The organism is Acinetobacter sp. ACNIH1 (assembly GCF_002934695.1).
GTDB lineage: Bacteria > Pseudomonadota > Gammaproteobacteria > Pseudomonadales > Moraxellaceae > Acinetobacter > Acinetobacter variabilis.
This window is the reverse complement of sequence record NZ_CP026420.1, coordinates 1,957,514-1,981,142: the sequence shown is the minus strand read 5'-3', so window position 1 is coordinate 1,981,142 and position 23,629 is coordinate 1,957,514. Positions and strand designations below refer to the sequence as shown.

The following is a 23,629-nucleotide window of genomic DNA, read 5'->3' as shown; positions in this document are numbered from 1 at the left end:
TCATCAAGCGATTTTCTATCATAAATCTCAGATAAATTCATTATACAGTTTCCAATAATTTTAAGGTCATTGAAATTTCAGCCCAGTATTCATCAATATCACCCTCATCAATTTCATCTTGAATTAGAGGGATTAATTCTTTTGTTTCAGGGAAAGAAGCTTGAAGATCATCTAGTATTTGAATGATTCTTTCTTGTATTAAAATACCTTGTTCATTATTTTTTTTCTTGGATGCCTTAAACATATCAAGAACAGATAATAATTTTCTAATATCTGTTCTATCAGGGTGTAATATGAAGTTTGAGCAGAATAAACACGATTCAGGTCTTCTACAATCAGGCGTAATAGCTATTTCAGGATTTATACTTTTCTTCTCGATATTTGAACAATTCCCCATAGGTATAGTTACTGTTTCTATCTCAGATGGCTTGTAAATATAAGAATTATTTAAAATATTACCGAAAATATTATCGAGAGCATCAGACATTTCATTTGCAGAATCATCGAAGGTTGTTTTTCCATAATTAGCTACAAAAGTTCTCCAATTATTTCCTAACTTTAATGATGCTAGCCTTACGGAATTTGTTGTTCTTAAAAATTCCGTTGAAATAATTTGGCGTATTCCACGAAGGGGAATCCAATTATCACTAAAATTAGTTGTGAACCATTTTTTATATGCGTTTAAAGCATTTGCTGTTATTGGAGTGATGTTGTTATAGCCACGACTTTCAGAACGGCTATTAGGGATATATATAAATAGATTATTCTCGTAAGAGCCTAAAAAATCTTCTGAATATTTGGTTAGCAACCATGAACGAAATTCAATATATTCTTTGAAGTAGGGAAGAAAATCTATTCCAAATTCAATAGGTACTTCATCACCTTTAGCTCGGTTTTTCCTAGCAAAAGTTCTTTTACCTTGTGAACTAGGAACTGTTTCAAACTTATCTGATTCGATTGAAAATAGACTTGAACGGTTGGCAGCAGTAACGCAAGTAAAGCAGAATAAAAAGGCTGCAATAGCCTTGTTTGCTAGGTCTTCATGTTTGTCATACCAACCTTTAGTTTTGCCTGACGTAACGACGGAACGCAACCCTTTGTAATTCAAATTACAATCAATTTTATAATCGTCATATTTGAAATTAAAGGAGATAGGGAAAGTACCACCTTCCATCAAGAAACTTTTAATTGTTAAGAAAATTGAAATGTTATGTAAAAAGAATGATTCAATATCATACTCAGTGTGATTCCATTGACTTTCATCAACTGAATCTTTGGGAATGGTTTTTGAGCGTATTAAAATATTATTAACATCAGTATCTAATGCAATTGAAATTATATAAGCAAGCATACATTGTAGGTTACTTGCATAAGAATTTGAGAGTGATTTTTTCTTATCTACAGAAACAACTCTTGAGATAAGATATTTGGTATAGTCTGTATATAGTTGATAAATTTCAGATTTATTTTTAAGGTCAATTGTTGGATTGTGCTTGTTTATATACTCAAATATTGCATTAGAACTAGCAATCATTTTCTTAATTGATTCGGCATTATTATTTTTAATAATGTAAGCTAATAATGCTTCTTTTAAAATACCGCATCTTGATTTCTGTAGGCTGCTTTCAATAACCAATGATGGTTTAGACCAACTAGGTTTTTTAAACATTGAGTAACAAAGATTACCATAATCTTTTTTAAGTGTTCTATTGTTTATTTGATAGCTTAAAACTAATTCTTCTATTTTACAGTCACGAATAGCACTAAGATCTTTTATATCTATAATCGTGATTTTTCTTTCAGTATATAAGTTCAAAAATTAATCCTTTTGAGCACTAATTGGGTTTAAAAGACGCTTCTCAAGTGACTTTTGAGCACCATTATATAAATCTATTTCATGGTAATAATTGAGATACCTTTCAGTTACTTGTGTTGATTTATGACCAAGTAACTTTTTAATGTGTAATAGTGATTGAGAATTATTCCATCCTAGATCAATACACTTTTTCAAACTATTTAGAGCAAACGTAGCACGTAAATCATGTAGGCTGAAATTAGGGAAATCAGGGTGCGTTGCTTTAATCATTTTAATTAAGGATATTAGTTGGGATTTGAGTGTTCCACCAACTGCAATATTCTGATCTAAACCATGATCGCTATTCTCTAATTCATAAATTTCTTGCTTACTCGTGTAATAGGGGGTTCCTCTTTTAGTTAAAAAAACATAGTTATTATCAGTTAAGTCGTAATAGCTTAGTCGAGCAGCATCTTTCCATGTTTGAGATTCAGTGAATTCAATCAAATCTAAGCAAAGTTGGTAGGGGATATAGATTGCCATTTCACTTGAAAACTTTGAATCTATAGAAGTGCCATTACCCACTGCAAGTTTTAATCTATTATCGAGAACAGTTTTTTGTATTAATATTTCTTTTATATGCTTTACTCGAATTGTTGAAATTGTTTGCGATCTAGCACCTGTTTCTAAGGCAAATTTAAAAAAAAGTTGAAATGCTCTACTAGGGTGATTTTCCAAAGTTTGCATAATAGTGCTTAGGTATTCAGGTTCAATTGGGTGTAGCACTCGACCATCCTTAATCCCATCAACAGTATCTTTCTTTTTAGCAATAGGTCTTGCTAAATTAGTAGTTTCAACTTCTCTGATTTGACTAAAACCCAATGAGTCAACAGTCCTAATGTTTCTTGCAATAATCTGAAAAGGCAATCCATTCTTAATAACGCCTTTATCAAATAATTTATGTTTGAAACTGAATTTATAGAAATTAACAACACTATTTATTTTCTTACTTCGAGTTGAACTTTTTATTAAGTTTCGATGGTATAGACGATCTAAATTAGAAACATATCGATTGATAACTCGGTCTTCTTCCTCAAGTGGTAAATATAACCAATCAAAATTCACATTGTCATGTTGACAGTCTTCAATGAAACGATAGAAATCTAACAAATCATATGCAATAGAAAGTAGTGTTTTATAATCTCTACTACCATTTATTGCCAAATATTTGATGAAATAAAGGCTTGCGATTTCCCAAACTTCCCCATTGCTTTGAATAATAGTAGGCATGATTGGTGTTAATACTTTTTGCTGACTTAAGAAAAAAGGAATCTTATTTCCTTGTGCATCTTCTTCTACATGAATCAACTCAGCCAGCTTAAAGTTTTTAATTTTAAGTAATTCAGCTTTGCTTCTATAACTATCTTCTTCTAGCAACATGAGTAACTAACTTTTTAGTAATAATTCCATATTTGCAAATATACTCTAAAATTCCATATATGTAAATATAGAGTAGGTGAGTCGCTGTTTAATGATGCCATGTGTATTGCATTATTTATGACCTTATTAAATGTACTGCAAGGTGAAAACTTTACCGTACTCGCCGTCCTGCAAACATTGCTTTATGAAATTGTCGTGGCAGTCTTGATCGGAATTGGGTTTGGTTTGGCGATTTTACGTATTCTGCGCGGTAAGCATGAAATGGAATCACTGATATTAACTACTGCACTGTTGGCTTGTGGTTCATATCTGGTTGCTTTACTGGCGCATGCTTCTGCACCAATTGCCTGTGTAATCGGCGGCTTGATTGTCGGTAATAAATGGAAAGAAATTCTGGCTGATGCAGATATCGGTGATGTAAACCATTTCTGGCATACGGTAGAGGGGATTATCAATTCCTTCCTGTTCACCTTGATCGGCCTGGAATTGTTCATTATTGATCTAAGCACCAGTCTGGTTCTAGGCGGAATTGTTGCTTTCATAATTCTGCATTTGGCGCGATTCCTGGCCAACCATCTGTCTTTTGCATTATTCCCTAGAATGCGCAAGAAGAGTTATAACGGCAGTTTAACCATTCTGTCTTGGGGCGGTGTACGTGGCGGGATTTCCTTAGCCCTGATTCTGGCAGTAGCCAATATTCCACAACTGGAAGCATATAGCAGTATTCTGATTGGATATACCTTTATTGTGGTGCTTCTTTCCGGGGTGGTTTGTGGCCTAGGTTTGCCAGCCGTAATGAATGCCTTTTATTACAACCCGAATGAAGAAACCCAAGGTTTTAAAGGCTGGTATCAGCGGATGTGCCACAAGATGAACCGTCGCGGTTTTCAGTATATTGTAGGGGAGGATGCAAATGGAAATGAAACCATCACCATCTTCCAGCCAGAAATGCTGATTGATAAGAAAGATGCAGATGGAGTAGCAACAGTGCATCATCCTGACAAAGTACAGGAAGTGAAACGCTTAGAAAATCCGGAGAATTTCTAATTATTAGAAGTTTCTATCAAGATTGAAAGCCTATGACATCAAGTGCAAGCCAGGAAATGGCACAAATGATTCTGAGTGTGGTTAGCCAAATTCCTTATGCGAAGGTAGCGACCTATGGACAGATCGCTAAGCTGGCTGGCTTGCCTAAACATGCACGTCTGGTAGGTAGGGTTTTAAGTCAGCTTGATACAAAAACCGATTTGCCTTGGCATCGTGTCCTGAATGCTCAAGGTAAGATCAGTCTCAATAAACTGGATGAATATGGACATAATATTCAACAGCAAAAGTTAGGCGCAGAAGGGATTCTATGTGCTGGAAATCGGGTCAGCTTAAAGCAGTATCAATGGGATGGATTTGTTTGAAAGAGAAATCCCCACTTAATTGAAGTGGGGATTTTTTTATTACTTATGGATGACCATTACAGGAACATTGGCTTGTCCCAAGATGCTTTGTGCAACACTTCCCAAGAACAGTTTCTTGAAGCCAGTGCGGCCATGTGAACCAATCACAATCAGATCAGTATTCAAAGATTCTGCCGCCTTGACAATTTCACTATAAATCACCTGACCTTCGAGTAATTGAGTTTCTGCATAAATACCTGCCGCAGCAAATTTCGCTTTTGCTTCGTCAAGTGTCTTCAGAATTGCAGTACGGGCACGTTCAACCAGATCATTGGTTTGAGCTGCTGTAATGTATTCAGCAGCGATATAGGGATCAAGTGCCAGCACCTGAACCACTGTCACTTTACTATTAAATGCTTTGGCAATTTCGACGGCTTTATCGACTGCAGCGTAGGAAGTTTCTGAACCGTCAACGGGTACTAAAATATGTTCAAATGACATTAGAATTCTCCTTATCGGAAATAAGTTTTATAAAAATATGACGCGTTAAAATCGTGTACGAATTGTTGTTTATACTTTGATCATAGCGCGTATTTTATAAAAATAAAACCAAGTAAATACCTCAGTATTATGTTTAACAGAGCAATAATTTTTAATGGTTGGTATATTTTATAAGTTTTTGATTTGTAATTATATTTTAAGATTAAAATAATATGATTTTAGAATATTAATGAACTAGGTTAAGAAAGCCATCTAATTTTAATAATGTATTATTACCTGTAATTTTAGATTCAAAAAATCCCTGTTATATAAAACTGTAGGGACAGGTTTAAAATTGAGATTTTAATAATAAAAAATCTATCAAACTGCATAAAGATAGCCTCCTATTTCTAATAGTAAGCTTCTATCAGCATAATTTTAGTGTTCTAAAATTTCCCTTTCCGAGGGTGGGGTAATACCGTTATTTTCTTGTTTAGATTGATCATGATCTGAAATGGATTTCTCACATTCATTATAGTGATCAATTGCAAAGTTTTTAATTAAGGCTGAGCGTTCAAACTGATCTTGTGATATTTCATATTTAAACGCTTTTTCAGTAAGTTTTATACCAATCAGAACATGGATATCATTCGCTGTACCGTAGTGCTGCTTTATTTGCTGAATCATCCATTTCTGAGGTGCACCTTTGAGTCTAAAGAGCATGACTTCTTGAGCCAGATCCTTTACATCTTCACATCCTAAAAATCTGCTGCTTGGATGAATAACAGTTGCAGTGGCTAAACTTGTAAAATTCAATAGGAGCAGGCTTAGGTATATTTTGAATTTCGTCATCTTCAGTTTTGCTTTAATCCAGAGATACTATTGGCCATATTTGGAAAAGCATTATAGCGATAGGAAAAGGTAGTAGATTCACTTTTTATTTTGTTTCTTCAGCAAGTTATTCTTAAAATTAAATATTATTTGATACGACTTCGATTCAGATTTGGCTTTAAAAAAAGATACTAATTTTCATATTATTTGCTAATAGGTTTCGAATTAAAGCATGATTTGTACAAAGTTTAAGAGTTTATGATTAATTTGCATAAAGACTGAACATTTGTGGTTTAAAATGCTTGACGATACAACCTGAAATTACGATAATGCGCACACAGTTTACGGCTATGTAGCTCAGTTGGTTAGAGCACCGCACTCATAATGCGGGGGTCACAGGTTCAAGTCCCGTCATAGCCACCATTTTTAAAGACCAAGCTCTCAGCTTGGTCTCTTTTTTTGTACCATAAAAATATTAATAAAAAATTAAGAGAAAGTTCTTCTAAATTTCTGTCTGTTTAAATTTTTGAATCTTCTTTTAATTTCTTAACCCTATTCATTGCTTAAAGATAAAAAAATGCCCAAGCATTTATTTGGGCATTATGGCTAATCTAGTTTAGTTAAAACTTAGATACCTGCTTTCCAACCATTAACGACTGGATAGCGACGTTCACGACCATAAGAACGCGAGCTGATACGTGGACCAATTGCCCCTTGACGACGTTTGTATTCGTTAATATCAACTAGACGAATCACTTTTTTCACGACTTCAGCTTCAAAGCCTTTGGCAATGATGTCATCTTGGCTCAGATCTTCTTCAATATAAGCATAAAGAATCGCATCAAGCACTTCATAAGCCGGTAATGAATCCTGATCGACCTGATCTGGACGAAGTTCTGCTGATGGTGGACGAGTAATGACACGCTCAGGAATTACTGGAGTTTCTGCGATGCTGTTACGGTATTTTGCCAGTTCAAACACAATGGTTTTATAAACATCTTTTAATACCGCGAAGCCGCCGACCATATCGCCATATAGTGTGCAGTAACCAACGGCAAGTTCGGATTTATTACCGGTTGCCAGAACCAGATTGCCGAATTTGTTAGAAAGCGCCATTAATAACGTACCGCGTGCGCGCGCTTGCAGGTTTTCTTCAGTAGCATCTACAGGGGCATTGCCAAAGAATGGATACAGGGTTTGCAAGAAGCCATTTACAATCGGGTTAATCTCAGCAATACCGAAAGTTACACCCATCGTTTTCGCCTGTTCAGTGGCATCTTCTACACTGATCTGAGCAGTATAGGTATAAGGCATCATCACTGCTTGGACTTTGTCAGGGCCAATCGCATCTGCTGCGATGGCAAGAGTCAGGGCAGAGTCAATACCACCAGACAGACCCAGAATCACGCCTGGGAAACCTGAACGCTGTACATAGTCACGAGTTGCCGTCACCAGACTTTGATAAATCTCAGCCATGGTTTCTAGGGCTGGAGTAATCGTGCCTTTGCTGAACTCTAATTTTTCTGCATCATATTCAGCGATATACAAGCCTTTTTCAAAGCTAGGCGCTTGTAGAGCCACTTCGCCTGATTTATTAAGTACAAAGCTGGTGCCGTCAAAAATGAGGTCATCTTGGCCACCTACCTGGTTACAGTACACCAAATTGATATTCAACTGTTTGACCAGTGCAGCCATGGTATCGATACGGTGTTGCGGTTTGCCTACTTCGTATGGAGAAGCATTTAGAACCAGCGCAGTATCAATATTTAATTGAGCCAGCTGTTGAACGGTAGATAATGACCAGACATCTTCACAGATCAGAACACCAAACTTGTGTCCCAGATATTCGAAGACCAGATGCTGATGTCCTTCACCAAAATAGCGTTTCTCATCAAATACACCATAGTTTGGCAGAGTTTGCTTATTATAAACCCCTAAAACTTCACCATCTTTCATGACGGCTGCTGAGTTATAGCGTTCACCATCTTCAGCCTGATTGACAAACCCGAAGACCATGACGATATCTTTTACTTCAGTCAGTTTCTCAAACGCCAGTTTTGTACGTTTAGCCAGACTTGGACGAATTAATAAATCTTCAGCCGGATAACCTAAAGTTGAAAGTTCAGGGAAAATAATAAGATCAGCATTATCTTTTTTGGCCTGATTTGCCAAATCTATCATTGTCTGCGTATTTGCATCTAAATTGCCCACATGTGGAGAGAATTGAGCAATCGCAATTTTAAAACTTTTCATTCCAATTAAGTCCTATTCCTATAGGTGAATACACTAAATCACTGATTTTTAAAATTCTAATTATCCAGCTGAGTGCAGTTTGATACGAACAAAATGCCAAATGGCCAAAATTAAAAAAGTCATGACCGCATGATCATTAAATCTTGATTTGCGAGCTACAAATATCATACTTGGCTTATTTTATCGAAATTTGAGGCAGATGCTAGAGCTGTTTCAGGAGAATTGAAACAGATATACAAAGTTATGATCAGAAATGATTTATTATGGTGCTTTTTTATTCTGGTAAATGCAAAAAAATACTCAATTGGATTTAAATGAGTTTATTTTCCAAAAATAGAAATCAACAGAATACTTGAGTGAAAAATATTCAATATCATCTGCTTAACTGATTTTTTAAAATAATATTAGGGATTTTTTTTAGAAAAATATCGCGTGCAATATCTCCCTGTTGTTCAATGTTATAGTCTAAAAAGGATTTGTTGGGATTAAATTGATATTTGTAAGGATTATATTTTCCCATACTTAAAAAATAAGCGGCTTGCAAAAAAGCACCCTTAAACAACACATTAATATTCTGCTGATATTGATAAATATGCGCCATTTCATGAATGAAAAGCGCCTGATAAGAACGGCTTTCTTTAGAATAATCGTCCCGATAATTCAGGTTACGCACATGAATATAACCACTTGGTGCCATAATCACATGCTTGGATTGCCAAGGCAGGAAAGGGTGATTCATGACACGGACTGCTGAATAGTCAATCAGGTCAGCAAAGACTTGCTGGCAAAGCTTGATTTCTCCTGAAGTCAGACTCCGGCTTTTAAACTGATCAAAACGAATCATTCTCAGGATGAAGGGAAGCAGGTAAAACAGCATTAAAACTCAATCCTTAACGATATAAGAGTAATTTCTAGAAATTTGCAGAAATTGAAAGTTCTTCAGGTTTGCTATTTTAAGTTTTTCACATCTTGGTTGTGTTGGTTTTTGTCAGTTATAAAAAAACCACCCAGAAGGGTGGTTTTTTACGTCTTTCAACGTTAACCGAATTAACGGTTGATGTCGCGTTGAACTTCGCCAGTGTAAAGCTGACGAGGACGACCGATCTTGTAAGGACCGCTGTGCATTTCTAACCAGTGGCTGATCCAACCAACTGTACGTGCAAGCGCAAAGATCACAGTAAACATTTCTGTTGGGATACCAATCGCTTTAAGGATGATACCTGAGTAGAAGTCTACGTTAGGGTAAAGGTTACGTTTGATGAAGTATTCGTCAGAAAGTGCGATACGTTCAAGTTCCATAGCAAGAGCAAGCTGTGGATCGTTGATGCCAAGAGCACCAAGAACTTCGTCACAAGTTTCTTTCATTACTTTCGCACGTGGATCGAAGTTTTTGTACACACGGTGACCAAAGCCCATGAGTTTAACTTCTTTAGTTTTCACTTTTTCCATGAAGCCAGCAACGTTTTCTACAGTGCCGATTTCATCAAGCATCTTAAGAACAGCTTCGTTCGCACCACCGTGAGCAGGACCCCAAAGTGCAGAGATACCAGCAGCGATACATGCATATGGGTTAGCGCCAGTAGAACCAGCTAAACGTACTGTAGACGTAGAAGCATTTTGTTCGTGGTCAGCGTGAAGTGTGAAGATACGGTCCATTGCTTTCGCAAGGATTGGATCTACTTTATAGTCACGGTCTGCTGGAGTAGCAAACATCATGTACAGGAAGTTTTCAGCGTAAGACAAATCGTTACGTGGGTAAACGAATGGTTGACCAACAGTGTATTTGTAGCTCCAAGCTGCCAAAGTAGGAATCTTGGCGATTAAACGAATCGCAGTGATTTCACGATGGTTAACATCTTCGATGTCCAGATTGTTATGATAGAACGCAGACAACGCACCAACAACACCAACCATGATTGCCATAGGGTGAGCATCACGGCGGAAACCGTTATAGAAGCGGCTTACTTGATCGTGAACCATAGTGTGGTTACGAACTTTAGCGTCGAATTCTTCTTTTTGCTCAGCTGTTGGAAGCTCGCCATTAAGAAGTAAGTAGCAAGTTTCTAGGTAATCAGCTTTAGTTGCTAACTGGTCAATTGGGTAGCCACGGTGTAAAAGAATACCTTTATTACCATCGATGAAAGTGATTTTAGACTCGCATGCAGCTGTTGCCATAAAACCAGGATCAAAAGTAAAGTGACCTGCAGCCAATACATCTTTAACGTCGATTACATCTGGGCCCAATGTGCCGCTGTAAATTGGTAATTCAATTTCTTTGCCATCAAGCTGTAAAACGGCTTTCTTGCCAGTTGCTTCAGACATTCAATAGATCTCCTGTCCTGGTGAATGTATATCCGAGTTGCCTATCAATCTTTTAATGCACAAAACGGACGGATCAAAAATTTGCTATAAGATTAGTGGCTACTGAAATTTTGTCAATTATACTTATGGATGAAAAATGACATTCTCACAGTGGTTTAGTCATTTATCTTGGTATAAAAAGTTTAATAAAATCACAGTACCAAACCTCTATAATAAGTCAAATTGAACAGAAGGTGCAGAAAAAAATATAGTCTTTGCCGTATTTGTAAGCGTTTTTTCCTAGCAAAAAATAAAGGAGAAATTGAGAAAATATTTTAAGGCTGCAACTTAAAATTATATAAATCTCGTAACTTACATCGATTTCCTTAAGTTTTTACTTCAAACTTGAATTATAAATAAAAGCAATAAATTTTCTTTTTAGCTGTCTTTAATCGGCTAAAAATAGCTCGCAAATTTGCTTCACTTTGTTTAATACAACTTAAACAAAAATAAATAAGTGTTTTTTGAATCTAAAATGTCTAAAAACATCAAAAAAACTATGATCTACAAAGAGATAAGTAGGTTTTGGTACAAAAAATCTAAATTGAGATGCCTCTATATAAATAGTCATTATTTATTTGTGAAATATATCCTTATGATTTTACTTGGGATTAATAAGGACTTAGGGACAAAATTACATTTTTACCGTTCATCTTTAGTCTAAATCTACTTAGTCGAAGCTTGGCTAGATAACAGATTAAATTAATCAAGTTAATTATTAAAAAACAAATATCTAGAATGAAAATATGAAGATAAAGCAAGTAGGGGAGAACTTAAAGTTGTTGTTAATGATTCTTATTTAAAGGTTTTTTGTTTAAAAAGCCAAATACAGTTGTTTGTATTTTAATAGTTCACGTTTTATAATTCAGTGTCGTTTTATGTTTAGGCATGTATTTGCCTGATAATGCCAGCTTTCCTTCGAATTAATTCCAACAAACTCCGGATGGAGTTTTTAACTACAGGATGCCCGCTGTGAAAAGCAACAGACCTGTCAATTTGTCCATGGGTCAAGTTTTAGAAGTAAACTTAAAATCACCCGTGGCTATTGCATCAATTCTACACCGTCTTTCAGGTGTCATCGTATTTTTACTCGTACCGGTCCTTTTGTGGCTGTTGGATAAATCATTGTCTTCAGCAGAAGGTTTTGCTGAAGTGCAGGAAATCTTTAACGGTTTCTTTGTTCGCTTTATCGTATGGGTATTTGTAGCCGGCTTAATTTATCATTTGTTCACTGGTATTAAGCACTTACTTGCAGATATCGGCGTTGCAGAAGAACTGCAAAGCGGTCGTACTGCAGCTACTATTTCATTAATCTTGTCTGCAATCGGTATTGTTGCAGCATTTGTATGGATCGTACTCTAATGAAAAGTGCTACTGGTTTAACAGGTTCAGGTTCTCGTGATTGGTTTGTCCAACGCATTAGTGCTGTAGTTCTAGCTGTTTATACCGTTGTGGTGTTTGGTTGGATCCTACTGAATGGTGGCTTCAACTACGAGCAATGGTACGGCTTTATGATGACAGTTCCAATGAAGATCATGTCTTTGTTGGCAGTCTTATCTCTTGTTGCGCATGCATGGATCGGTATGTGGCAGGTATTCACTGACTATGTGACTACTCGTCAAATGGGTCCATCAGCATCAGGTTTACGCCTTGTACTGACTTCAGCAGTGATTATTGCTGTATTTGCATATGCGATCTGGGCAATCCAGATTTTTTGGGCGAATTGATAGGAAACAATCATGGGCGCTATAACCCCTAAAGAAGATTACACAAATATTCCACACGAAACTTTCGATGCAGTTATCGTTGGTGGTGGTGGTTCTGGTATGCGCGCTTCTTACCAACTTGCTCAAGCAGGTTTGAAAGTTGCGGTACTGACTAAAGTATTCCCAACACGTTCTCATACTGTAGCAGCGCAGGGTGGTATCGGTGCATCTCTTGGTAACATGCAAGAAGATAACTGGCACTACCACTTCTACGACACAGTTAAAGGTTCTGACTGGTTAGGTGACCAGGACGCGATCGAGTTTATGACTCGCGAAGCACCGCAAGTGGTATACGAATTAGAACATTTAGGTATGCCATTTGACCGTAACGCAGACGGTACGATTTACCAACGTCCATTTGGTGGTCACTCTGCAAACTACGGTGAAAAAGCAGTTCCACGTGCATGTGCTGCAGCCGACCGTACAGGTCACGCGCTTCTTCATACGCTTTATCAAAGCAATGTGAAAATGGGTACTCAGTTTTTCGTTGAATGGATCGCGCTTGACCTGATCCGTAACGAAGCTGGTGATGTACTGGGTGTGACAGCAATCGATCAGGAAACTGGTAAAATTGCCGTATTCCAGGCGAAAGCTACATTGTTCGCTACAGGTGGTGCTGGTCGTGTTTACCGTGCATCTACTAACGCATATATCAACACTGGTGACGGTCTTGGTATGGCAGCTCGTGCAGGCATTCCATTACAAGATATGGAATTCTGGCAATTCCACCCTACAGGTGTTGCGGGCGCAGGCGTACTGTTGACTGAAGGTTGTCGTGGTGAAGGTGCAATCCTTCGTAACAAAGACGGCGAACCGTTCATGGAACGTTATGCACCGACTCTGAAAGACTTGGCTCCTCGTGACTTCGTATCACGTTCTATGGACCAGGAAATCAAAGAAGGTCGTGGTTGTGGTCCTAAAGGCGATTATATCCTTCTTGATATGACTCATTTGGGTGCTGACACCATCATGAAACGTCTGCCATCTGTATTCGAGATTGGCAAGAAATTCGCGAACGTTGACATTACTAAAGAGCCAATTCCTGTAGTACCAACAATCCATTACCAAATGGGTGGTATTCCTACGAATATTCATGGTCAGGTAGTTGTTCCTGAGTCTCCAGAATCTGAACCTCTAGTAACGAACTACGACAAGAATACTGATACCTATTCTACTAACCAAGAAGGCCGTAACTTCACTAAACCAGTGAAAGGTTTCTATGCGATTGGTGAATGTTCTTGTGTATCTGTACATGGTGCAAACCGTCTAGGTACAAACTCACTGCTTGACTTGGTTGTATTTGGTAAGGCTGCCGGTCAGCACATCATCGATTATGTGACTAAACACCACGGTGATGAATATGAACCGCTTCCTACAACTGTACTTGAGCAAACTGTTGCACGTATTCGTAAACTTGACGAATCAACTACAGGTGAAAATGCTCAAGAAGTTGCTGATGCGATTCGTGACATCGTTCAAGACCACGCTGGTGTATTCCGTACATCTGCACTTCTTGAAGAAGGTGTGAAACAGATTCTTGCAATTGAACCGCGCGTGCGCAACATTCACTTGAAAGACAAATCTAAAGTATTCAACACAGCACGTATTGAAGCACTTGAAGTTGAAAACTTGTATGAAGTTGCTAAAGCGACTCTAATTTCAGCTGCAGCGCGTAAAGAATGCCGTGGTGCGCATACGGTGGTAGACTTTGAAGAGTCTCCTGACCATCCTGCATACCCATACGGTCGTCGTGATGATGAGTGGATGAAGCACACATTATGGTTCTCTGCGGACAACCGTCTTGAGTATAAGCCAGTGCGTTACCGTCCATTGTCGGTTGATGCGATTCCACCTAAACCACGTACATTCTAATTCGGAGAAGTAAGATGAGTAGAGGTACTCGTACATTTAATATCTACCGCTACGATCCTGATAAGGATGCAGCACCGTACATGCAAACTTTTAAACTGGAATTGACTGACAAGCACCGTATGTTGCTTGATGCACTTCTGGCCTTAAAAGTACAAGACGAATCTTTAACGTTCCGTCGCTCATGTCGTGAAGGTATTTGTGGTTCTGATGGTGTAAACATCAATGGTAAAAACGGTCTTGCATGTCTGTGGAACCTGAATGATTTACCAGAAACAATCACAATCCGTCCACTACCAGGTCTTCCAGTAGTTAAAGACCTTGTAGTTGACATGAACCAGTTCTACGATCAGTACAACAAGATTCATCCGTTCTTGATCAACAACCAGCCTGCACCTCCTAAAGAGCGTCTGCAGTCTCCTGAAGAACGTGAACATCTTGATGGTCTGTATGAATGTATTCTTTGTGCATGTTGTTCAACTTCATGTCCATCATTCTGGTGGAACCCAGACAAGTTCTTGGGTCCTTCAGCATTGTTGAATGCATACCGTTTCATCATTGATTCGCGTGATACAGGTACTCAAGAGCGTCTGGCTCGTCTTGACGATCCGTTCTCTCTGTTCCGTTGTAAAGGTATCATGAACTGTGTATCTGTATGTCCTAAAGGCTTGAACCCTACTAAAGCAATCGGTCACATCCGTAACATGCTTCTAGATATGGCTGGCTAATTTAGACTGCAATCAACAGTTTTTCAAAAAGCACACCACTTGGTGTGCTTTTTGCTTTATAGGGCTCCATAAATGAACAGTGATAGTGAAAACTGCTGTTATTGGTGCTGTATCTCATATGATCAAATCGGGTAATGAATCATTGCAGAGCATTCTAGTTGGATTTATGCACTATTATGATGTTGTTTGAGGTATTTATGATTTTTAGATGTAATTCTGGACTGAAAAAGGTTTTCAATAATGTTATTATATAACGCAAAGTTGCAAAGGGAGTGGATTGGAAGATTTACTCTCTTTTTGTTTATCAAAAAGATGTAGGACTTTAGTCTACGCTGAATGTGTTTTTTATTTAAAGCTCCCTATGTTAGAGTAATTTCTGACGGAAGTATTTGACTAAAAAACATGCGTTCCTCGTCAAAAAAATCAATTGATTAGTCGAGATCGTGATAGCATTTAGCACAAGATTATATTTAAAAAATGTGTGGGCCGGTGTACATTTTTTAAACACGGAAAAAGTAGAGACTGGTATATAAATGTAAGTCAAAGTCGCTTTAGAAAAAATATAGTTTAAATCTTTGTTTTTTCTAAGTCGATTTGCAAAAAATTGCTCGGTCACGATCGGGTATTCAATGAGTGATGATGCCGCTGAGGGGCGTTATTGTTCATTAAACATATCAAGAATTTTCTTGGTGTGGTGATAACGCCTCATGGCTTATGCCTTATGGGGGACTAATGTTGAATTATCAATTTGACATTACTAATCCTGGGTTTTGCTTAAAAAGCATCCTGAAAATGTTTTTGCAATAGGAAATGGGTCCACAAATGCAAGAAGTTGCTGACGCTCTGCGTCTTGACACTGAACTTTCCGCTGATAGTGCAGCGTATATTGAAGAACTTTATGAGCAGTACCTCACTGCTCCAGACTCAGTGGGTGCTGACTGGAGAGCGTACTTCGATAAATTCCCAAAAGGTGATCAACCACACAGCAATGTACGTGAGCAATTCCTACTTTTAGGTCGCAATTCAAGCCGTATTCAGCCTGTTATCCAATCGACAGTAAGTTCAGAGCATGAACGTCGTCAAATTGGCGTTTTACAGCTGATTGCTGCGTACCGTAACCGTGGCCACCAAAAAGCAAAACTGGATCCATTAGGTCTGGCTAAACGAGAAGTTGTGCCAGATCTTGATCTTTCTGCGCACGGTTTAACTCAGTCTGATCTGGACACTATATTCAATACCGGTAACCTTGCGATTGGTAAGGAAGCAGCGACTTTGGGCGAAATGGTCCAAGCGATGGAAGCGACTTACTGTAGCTCTATCGGTGCTGAATACATGCATATCGTGGATACCAAAGAAAAACGCTGGATCCAGCAACGTCTTGAAAGCGCACGTGGTCAATATGGCCTGAGTGCTGATCAGAAAAAACATGTTCTTGAACGTTTAACTGCGGCTGAAGGTCTGGAAAAATACCTCGGTAATAAATTCGTGGGTGCAAAACGTTTTGGTGTTGAAGGTGGTGAGTCTTTCATTCCTATGGTGAATGAATTGATCCAGCGTGCCGGTTCTGTAGGCTGTAAAGAAGTCGTAATCGGTATGCCACATCGTGGTCGTCTGAACCTTCTGGTTAACATCATGGGTAAAAACCCGGCTGACCTGTTCGGTGAGTTCGAAGGCAAATCACTACACAAGAAAGGTTCTGGTGACGTTAAGTATCACCAAGGTTTCTCTTCTAACGTGATGACTCCAGGTGGTGAAGTTCACTTGGCATTGGCGTTTAACCCATCTCACCTTGAAATCGTTGGACCTGTAGTTGAAGGTTCTGTACGTGCACGTCAAGTCCGTCGTAAAGACATTGGCGGCGATGACGTGTTACCAGTGATTGTTCACGGTGATGCTGCATTTGCAGGTCAAGGCGTAAACCAAGAAACCTTCCAGATGTCACAGACTCGTGGTTACACAGTAGGTGGTACAGTTCATATCGTAGTGAACAACCAGGTTGGTTTCACCACATCTGATCCACGTGATGCGCGTTCTACAGAATACTGTACTGATATCGCGAAAATGATCCAGGCACCGATCTTCCATGTAAATGGTGATGATCCGGAAGCTGTATTATTTGTTGCCCAGCTTGCACATGACTTCCGTCATACTTTCCGTAAAGACGTCGTGATCGATATGTTCTGTTACCGTCGTCGTGGTCATAATGAAGCGGACGAACCAGCTGCAACTCAGCCAATGATGTACCAGGTGATCAACAAAAAAGCGACCACTCGTACGCTTTATGCTGACAAACTGGTTCAAGAAGGTGTACTTGATCGCGCAACTGCAGATCAAATGGTTGAACAATACCGTTCTGATCTTGAAGCCGGTAAACATGTAGCCAATGCACTGGTTCTAGAGCCGAACAAGAAAATGTTCGTAGACTGGACACCTTACCTGGGCCATGAATACACAGACGAGTGGGATACTACATGTGATCTAGAACGTCTTAAAGAGCTTGGTCGCAAAATGCGTGAGCTTCCAGAAGGCTTCGTGATGCAGCGTCAGGTATCTAAAGTGATTGACGACCGTCTGAAAATGCAAACTGGTGAAATGCCGCTGAACTGGGGTGCTGCTGAAACTCTAGCCTATGCATCACTGCTAGATGATGGTTATCTGGTCCGTTTAACTGGTGAAGACGTGGGTCGTGGTACATTCTCACACCGTCATGCAAAACTGCATAACCAGGTAGATGGCTCAACTTATATTCCACTTTGCCACATCAAAGAGAACCAACCGCGCGTTGCGATCTATGACTCTTTATTGTCTGAAATGGCAGTACTGGCATTTGAATATGGTTATGCGACGACTCTTCCTAAGAGTCTGATCATCTGGGAAGCTCAGTTCGGTGACTTTGCAAACTGTGCGCAGGTGGTGATTGACCAGTTCATCTCATCTGGTGAAACCAAATGGGAACGTGTATGTGGTCTGACTATGCTTCTGCCACACGGTTTCGAAGGCCAAGGCCCTGAGCACTCATCTGCACGTCTGGAACGTTTCTTGCAACTATGTGCTGAAGATAACATGCAAGTGATGACTCCAACTACACCTGCACAGATCTTCCACGCGTTACGTCGTCAGGCAATCCGCCCGATCCGTAAGCCAATGATCATCATGTCACCTAAATCATTGCTTCGTCATAAATTAGCGGTGTCTAATCTGGAAGAACTGGCTAACGGTACATTCCAGACTGTGATCGACGAAGTAGATAACATTAACAAAGCAGACGTAACCCGTCTGGTATTGTGTGGTGGTAAGGTTTACTACGATCTGGTTGAAAAACGTCGTGAAAAAGAATTGAACAACACTGCAATTGTACGTATTGAACAATTGTATCCGTACCCAGAAGCACGTCTTGCAGAAGTTCTTGCTCAGTATCCAAACGTGAAAGAACTGGTTTGGGCACAAGAAGAACCGAAAAACCAAGGTGCTTGGTTGTTCATCGCGCCTCGTTTATATGACGATGTGATGAAAGCGGGCAAACAAATCCGTATTAGTTACGCAGGCCGTGAAGCTTCAGCTGCACCGGCGTGTGGTTCACCATACTTGCATGCAAAACAACAAGCTCAGCTCGTTAACGACGCTCTAGCGATCGATGCTGAATAATCCAGGAGATTCTAAATAATGGCAACCGAAATTAAAGCACCGGTATTTCCAGAGTCAGTTGCGGACGGTACGATCGCAACTTGGCACAAACAACCAGGTGAAGCAGTATCACGTGATGAAGTGATCTGTGATATTGAAACTGATAAAGTTGTTTTAGAAGTTGTTGCTCCTGCAGACGGTACAATTGCATCAATCGTTAAAAATGAAGGCGATACAGTGCTTTCTGCTGAAGTGATTGCACAGTTTGAAGAAGGTGCTGTATCTGGCGCAACTCAAACTCAAGCAGTTCAATCTGAAACTGAAGCATCAGTAGAGCAAGCTGCTGCAAAAACTGAAGCGGGTAATGCACCGATCGTTGAGCGTCAACAGGTTCAAGACCAAGCTCCAGCAGTACGTAAAGCATTGACTGAATCTGGTATCAATGCTGCTGACGTATCTGGTACAGGTCGTGGCGGTCGCATCACTAAAGAAGATGTTGCGAACCATCAGTCTAAACCTGCAGCGCCTGCTGCTGCACCGTTAAGCGTTGCGGTTGGTGAACGTATTGAAAAACGCGTTCCAATGACTCGTCTGCGTAAACGTGTTGCTGAACGTCTGCTTGCTGCAACTCAAGAAACAGCAATGTTGACTACGTTCAACGAAGTTAACATGAAACCAATTATGGAAATGCGTAACCAGTACAAAGAAGCGTTTGAAAAACGTCATGGTGCGCGTCTAGGCTTCATGTCATTCTTCGTTAAAGCTGCGACTGAAGCACTGAAACGCTATCCAGCAGTGAATGCATCGATCGATGGCGACGACATTGTTTACCATGGTTACTATGACATTGGTGTAGCGGTTTCTTCTGACCGTGGTCTAGTGGTTCCTGTTCTTCGTGATACAGACCGCATGAACTATGCTGAAGTTGAAAACGGCATCCGTGCATACGCTGGGAAAGCGCGTGAAGGTAAACTTGCAATCGAAGACATGACTGGTGGTACTTTCACTATTACCAACGGTGGTACTTTCGGTTCATTACTTTCAACTCCAATCTTGAACACTCCACAAACTGCGATCTTGGGTATGCATAAAATCCAGGAACGTCCTATGGCAGTGAATGGTCAGGTTGAAATCTTGCCAATGATGTACCTAGCGCTTTCTTATGACCACCGTCTCATTGATGGTAAAGAAGCTGTAGGTTTTCTTGTAACAATCAAAGAATTGTTAGAAGAACCAGCTCGTCTGATCCTTGATCTTTAATTCTAAAGAATAAATCCATGGGCTTAGGGTGATCCTCTAAGTCCATTTTTGGAGAGAATAATGTCTCAACAATTCGATTTAGTTGTAATTGGTGGTGGCCCAGGTGGCTACGAAGCTGCAATTCGTGCTGCACAGCTTGGTTTTAAAGTTGCATGTATCGAAAAACGTATTCATAAAGGTAAACCTTCTTTAGGCGGTACTTGCTTAAACGTCGGTTGTATTCCTTCTAAAGCACTTCTAGATTCTTCTCACCGTTATGAAGATACTGTTAAGCATTTAGATGACCACGGTATTACAACGGGTGAAGTTACTTTCGATTTGTCTAAAATGCTGGCGCGTAAAGACAAAGTCGTTGAGCAATTGACTGGTGGCGTTGCACAGTTACTTAAAGGTAATGGCATCGAATGGTTACAGGGTACTGGTAAATTACTTGCTGGTAAAAAAGTTGAGTTCGTACCGCATGAAGGCGAAACTCAGGTTTTAGAGCCTAAATATGTCATTCTTGCATCTGGTTCTGTACCAGTAAATATTCCTGTTGCTCCTGTAGATCAAGACCTGATCGTGGACTCAACTGGTGCGCTTGAATTCCCAGAAGTGCCTAAACGTCTTGGTGTGATCGGTGCTGGTGTAATCGGTCTTGAACTTGGTTCAGTATGGCGTCGTCTAGGTGCGGAAGTTGTTGTATTTGAAGCAATGGACGCATTCTTGCCAATGGCTGACAAAGCATTAGCAAAAGACTACCAAAAACTGTTGACTAAACAAGGCCTTGATATCCGTATCGGTGCAAAAGTTTCTGGTACTGAAGTTAATGGTTGTGAAGTGACTGTTAAATACAGCCAAGGCGGCGAAGACAAAGAACAGACTTTCGATAAGCTGATCGTTTGTGTGGGTCGTCGTGCTTATGCTGAAGGCCTATTGGCTGAAGATTCAGGTATCAAACTGACTGAGCGTGGTCTGGTTGAAGTAAACGACTGGTGTGCAACTTCTGTTGAAGGCGTATACGCAATCGGTGACTTGGTACGTGGTCCAATGCTTGCACATAAAGCAATGGAAGAAGGCGTAATGGCTGTTGAACGTATCCACGGTCATGCTGCTCAAGTGAACTACGACACCATCATTTCTGTCATCTACACTCATCCGGAAGCGGCTTGGGTAGGTTTAACAGAAGAGCAAGCCAAAGAAAAAGGTCATGAAGTGAAAACTGGTCAATTCGGTTTTGCTGTAAATGGTCGTGCTTTGGCTGCTGGTGAAGGTGCTGGTTTCGTGAAGTTTGTTGCTGATGCAAAAACTGACCGTCTACTTGGTATGCACGTGATTGGACCTGCTGCGTCTGATATCGTTCACCAAGGTATGATTGCACTTGAATTTGTATCTTCAGTTGAAGATCTACAGTTGATGACATTTGGTCACCCAACGTTCTCTGAAGTCGTACATGAAGCTGCTCTTGCAGTTGATGGTCGTGCGATTCACGCGATCCAACGCAAGCGTAAGTAATCCTTCAAAGAGCGGCTCCAGCCGCTCTTTTTACATTTGGTGGTTGTTTTTGAATGAATAATCATCTAAAAATAAAGATAAGTAAAATTTAAGATCCAAAAATACCAATATTGATTGATGTGAACCAAGAAATATTGGGAAAACGTGTAATAACAAAGTCAAATAAGTAGTAAAAGGTCAATCAATGAACTTACATGAGTATCAAGCAAAAGCGTTATTAAAAAAATATGGGATGCCTGTACAAGAAGGTATTCTTGCTACCAATGCTGAAGAAACAGTACATGCTTTTGAGCAGCTTGGTGGGAAGTTTGCAGTATTAAAAGCGCAGGTTCACGCAGGTGGTCGTGGCAAAGCGGGTGGGGTAAAAGTGGTAAAGTCGGCTGAAGAAGCAGCTGAATATGCCAATCAGATTATTGGTTCACGTTTAGTGACCTATCAAACCGATGCAAATGGTCAGCCAGTCAATAGTATTTTGGTGTCTGAAGATGTTTATCCGGTTGAACGTGAACTTTATTTAGGTGCGGTGGTTGACCGTTCTAGCCGTCGTATTACTTTTATGGCATCTACTGAAGGTGGTGTCGAAATTGAAAAAGTTGCAGAAGAAAATCCTGAAAAAATCATTAAAGTGGAAGTTGATCCTTTAGTAGGGTTATTGCCATTTCAGGCGCGTGAAGTGGCATTTGCACTTAAGTTAAAAGATAACCAGATCAACCAATTTGTCAAAGTCATGACAGCTGCTTACCAAGCTTTTGTCGAAAATGATTTTGCTTTATTTGAAATTAACCCGCTCTCTGTACGTGAAAATGGTGATATTCTTTGTGTCGATGCCAAAGTCGGCATTGATTCGAATGCACTGTATCGCCTGCCTGAAGTCGCAGTTTTACGTGATAAATCACAAGAAAATGAGCGTGAGCTGAAAGCGTCTGAATTTGATTTGAACTATGTAGCGTTAGAAGGCAATATCGGTTGTATGGTCAATGGTGCCGGTCTTGCGATGGCAACCATGGACATTATCAAGCTTTATGGTGGTCAGCCAGCCAACTTCCTGGATGTGGGTGGTGGTGCAACCAAAGAGCGTGTAATTGAAGCATTTAAAATTATCTTGGCAGATTCTTCTGTACAAGGTGTCTTGATTAATATTTTTGGTGGAATTGTACGTTGTGACATGATTGCTGAAGCAATTATTGCAGCGGTTCAGGAGGTAAATGTCACTGTGCCTGTCGTTGTTCGTCTTGAAGGGAACAATGCAGAGCTTGGTGCCAAGTTACTAGATGAATCTGGTTTGAAATTGATTTCTGCAAATGGCCTGGCCGATGCTGCAGAAAAAATTGTTGCTGCAGTAAAAGCTTAAGGAGTATCACAATGAGCGTATTAATTAATAAAGACACCAAAGTTTTAGTCCAAGGCTTTACAGGCAAGAACGGTACATTCCACTCTGAACAGGCTATTGCCTACGGCACTAAAGTTGTTGGTGGAGTAACACCGGGTAAAGGTGGTCAATCACATCTGGATCTGCCAGTATTTAATACTATGCGTGAAGCGGTGCAAGAAACTCAAGCTGATGCTTCTGTGATTTATGTGCCTGCACCTTTTGTACTTGATTCTATTGTAGAAGCTGTTGACTCAGGTATTGAGCTGATCGTTGTGATTACTGAAGGTGTACCAACACTGGATATGCTGAAAGCCAAACGTTATTTGGAAACCAATGGTAATGGCACGCGTCTGATTGGTCCAAACTGTCCGGGTATCATTACGCCAGGCGAGTGTAAGATCGGGATTATGCCGGGTCATATTCACCAGCCAGGTAAGATCGGCATTATCTCACGTTCAGGTACTTTGACTTATGAAGCGGTTGCACAAACCACTAAATTAGGTCTTGGACAGTCTACCTGTATCGGGATCGGTGGTGATCCGATTCCAGGCATGAACCAGATTGATTGCTTGAAACTGTTCCAGGAAGATCCACAAACTGAAGCCATTATCATGATTGGTGAAATTGGCGGTACTGCTGAGGAAGAAGCAGCTGAGTATATTCAGTCACATGTGACCAAGCCAGTGGTAGGTTATATTGCTGGTGTAACAGCACCGAAAGGTAAGCGTATGGGTCACGCAGGTGCTATTATTTCCGGTGGTAAAGGTACTGCTGAAGAGAAGTTTGCAGCATTTGAACGCGCGGGAATGGCTTATACACGTAGTCCTGCAGAGTTGGGTTCAACCATGCTCCAGGTATTGAAAGAAAAAGGTTTAGCTTAATTTGTTGAGCTGATAAAAAGCCCTCATTATTGAGGGCTTTTTTATAATTGCTACAAAAGAAAATTAAAGTCTAAATAAATAAGAATT

At 39.8% G+C, this 23,629-nt stretch carries 17 protein-coding genes, 1 tRNA gene and 1 pseudogene; 12 read left to right on the top strand and 7 right to left on the bottom strand.

Annotated elements, in window-relative coordinates:
- Positions 1–40: 40 nt before the first annotated feature.
- Both C3F22_RS09760 and C3F22_RS09755 read right to left on the bottom strand, forming a co-directional pair.
- The gene (locus C3F22_RS09760; RefSeq protein ID WP_104426447.1) at positions 41–1,816 is read right to left on the bottom strand and encodes a hypothetical protein; all 1,776 of its coding nucleotides are present in this window, start codon (positions 1,814–1,816) and stop codon (positions 41–43) included.
- Positions 1,817–1,819: 3 nt separating this feature from the next.
- Positions 1,820–3,235 carry a site-specific integrase gene (locus tag C3F22_RS09755; RefSeq protein WP_104426446.1) on the bottom strand — a complete coding sequence of 472 codons (1,416 nt, stop codon included), beginning with the start codon at positions 3,233–3,235 and terminating at the stop codon, positions 1,820–1,822.
- A 72-nt stretch (positions 3,236–3,307) separates the two neighbouring features.
- On the opposite strand from C3F22_RS09755, the pseudogene C3F22_RS09750 reads away from it, so the two are divergent.
- Together C3F22_RS09750 and C3F22_RS09745 are read left to right on the top strand one after the other, a co-directional pair.
- Positions 3,308–4,282, top strand: a pseudogene (locus C3F22_RS09750) (cation:proton antiporter); the annotation flags it as partial.
- Between the two features lie 65 nt (positions 4,283–4,347).
- Positions 4,348–4,644 carry an MGMT family protein gene (locus C3F22_RS09745; RefSeq protein WP_104427007.1) on the top strand — a complete coding sequence of 99 codons (297 nt, stop codon included), beginning with the start codon at positions 4,348–4,350 and terminating at the stop codon, positions 4,642–4,644.
- Positions 4,645–4,683: 39 nt separating this feature from the next.
- On the opposite strand, the gene C3F22_RS09740 is transcribed toward C3F22_RS09745, so the two are convergent.
- Together C3F22_RS09740 and C3F22_RS09735 are read right to left on the bottom strand one after the other, a co-directional pair.
- Positions 4,684–5,124, bottom strand: a complete 441-nt coding sequence (locus C3F22_RS09740; RefSeq protein ID WP_104426445.1) for a universal stress protein — start codon at positions 5,122–5,124, stop codon at positions 4,684–4,686.
- Between the two features lie 417 nt (positions 5,125–5,541).
- Positions 5,542–5,955 (bottom strand): hypothetical protein, encoded by a 414-nt coding sequence (locus C3F22_RS09735; RefSeq protein ID WP_104426444.1) that lies wholly within the window; start codon positions 5,953–5,955, stop codon positions 5,542–5,544.
- A 325-nt stretch (positions 5,956–6,280) separates the two neighbouring features.
- On the opposite strand from C3F22_RS09735, the gene C3F22_RS09730 reads away from it, so the two are divergent.
- Positions 6,281–6,357 (top strand) — tRNA-Met (locus tag C3F22_RS09730).
- Between the two features lie 204 nt (positions 6,358–6,561).
- On the opposite strand, the gene C3F22_RS09725 is transcribed toward C3F22_RS09730, so the two are convergent.
- The 3 genes from C3F22_RS09725 to gltA all read right to left on the bottom strand — a co-directional run bounded on the left by C3F22_RS09725 (position 6,562) and on the right by gltA (position 10,509).
- On the bottom strand, positions 6,562–8,187 hold the full coding sequence (locus C3F22_RS09725; protein WP_104426443.1) for an NAD+ synthase: 1,626 nt from the start codon (positions 8,185–8,187) through the stop codon (positions 6,562–6,564).
- A gap of 373 nt (positions 8,188–8,560) precedes the next feature.
- On the bottom strand, positions 8,561–9,064 hold the full coding sequence (locus tag C3F22_RS09720) for a hypothetical protein (protein ID WP_034170521.1): 504 nt from the start codon (positions 9,062–9,064) through the stop codon (positions 8,561–8,563).
- A 170-nt stretch (positions 9,065–9,234) separates the two neighbouring features.
- A complete protein-coding gene (gene gltA / locus C3F22_RS09715) occupies positions 9,235–10,509 on the bottom strand; it encodes a citrate synthase (protein ID WP_104426442.1) in 1,275 nt (424 codons plus the stop codon).
- Positions 10,510–11,511: 1,002 nt separating this feature from the next.
- Between gltA and sdhC the strand changes: the two genes are divergently transcribed.
- The 9 genes from sdhC to sucD all read left to right on the top strand — a co-directional run bounded on the left by sdhC (position 11,512) and on the right by sucD (position 23,542).
- The gene (gene sdhC, locus C3F22_RS09710; protein ID WP_034705238.1) at positions 11,512–11,910 is read left to right on the top strand and encodes a succinate dehydrogenase, cytochrome b556 subunit; all 399 of its coding nucleotides are present in this window, start codon (positions 11,512–11,514) and stop codon (positions 11,908–11,910) included.
- Complete coding sequence (sdhD, locus tag C3F22_RS09705) at positions 11,910–12,275, top strand: succinate dehydrogenase, hydrophobic membrane anchor protein (protein ID WP_004782980.1); 366 nt, start codon at positions 11,910–11,912, stop codon at positions 12,273–12,275. The genes sdhC and sdhD overlap by 1 nt, the downstream gene beginning before the upstream one ends.
- 12 nt (positions 12,276–12,287) lie before the next feature.
- Entirely contained in the window at positions 12,288–14,186 is a 1,899-nt protein-coding gene (locus C3F22_RS09700) for an FAD-binding protein (RefSeq protein WP_104426441.1), read from the top strand.
- Positions 14,187–14,200: 14 nt separating this feature from the next.
- Positions 14,201–14,911, top strand: coding sequence for a succinate dehydrogenase iron-sulfur subunit (locus tag C3F22_RS09695; RefSeq protein ID WP_034170519.1), 711 nt, complete (start codon positions 14,201–14,203; stop codon positions 14,909–14,911).
- Positions 14,912–15,733: 822 nt separating this feature from the next.
- Positions 15,734–18,556: a 2-oxoglutarate dehydrogenase E1 component gene (locus C3F22_RS09690; protein ID WP_005234618.1), complete on the top strand. Its 2,823-nt coding sequence runs from the start codon at positions 15,734–15,736 to the stop codon at positions 18,554–18,556.
- 18 nt (positions 18,557–18,574) lie between these two features.
- Positions 18,575–19,795, top strand: coding sequence for a 2-oxoglutarate dehydrogenase complex dihydrolipoyllysine-residue succinyltransferase (odhB, locus tag C3F22_RS09685; protein WP_005234619.1), 1,221 nt, complete (start codon positions 18,575–18,577; stop codon positions 19,793–19,795).
- 60 nt (positions 19,796–19,855) lie between these two features.
- Positions 19,856–21,289 carry a dihydrolipoyl dehydrogenase gene (gene lpdA, locus C3F22_RS09680; RefSeq protein ID WP_104426440.1) on the top strand — a complete coding sequence of 478 codons (1,434 nt, stop codon included), beginning with the start codon at positions 19,856–19,858 and terminating at the stop codon, positions 21,287–21,289.
- A 184-nt stretch (positions 21,290–21,473) separates the two neighbouring features.
- On the top strand, positions 21,474–22,640 hold the full coding sequence (gene sucC, locus C3F22_RS09675) for an ADP-forming succinate--CoA ligase subunit beta (protein ID WP_104426439.1): 1,167 nt from the start codon (positions 21,474–21,476) through the stop codon (positions 22,638–22,640).
- 11 nt (positions 22,641–22,651) lie between these two features.
- Positions 22,652–23,542 (top strand): succinate--CoA ligase subunit alpha, encoded by an 891-nt coding sequence (gene sucD, locus C3F22_RS09670; protein ID WP_005234623.1) that lies wholly within the window; start codon positions 22,652–22,654, stop codon positions 23,540–23,542.
- Positions 23,543–23,629 lie beyond the last annotated feature (87 nt).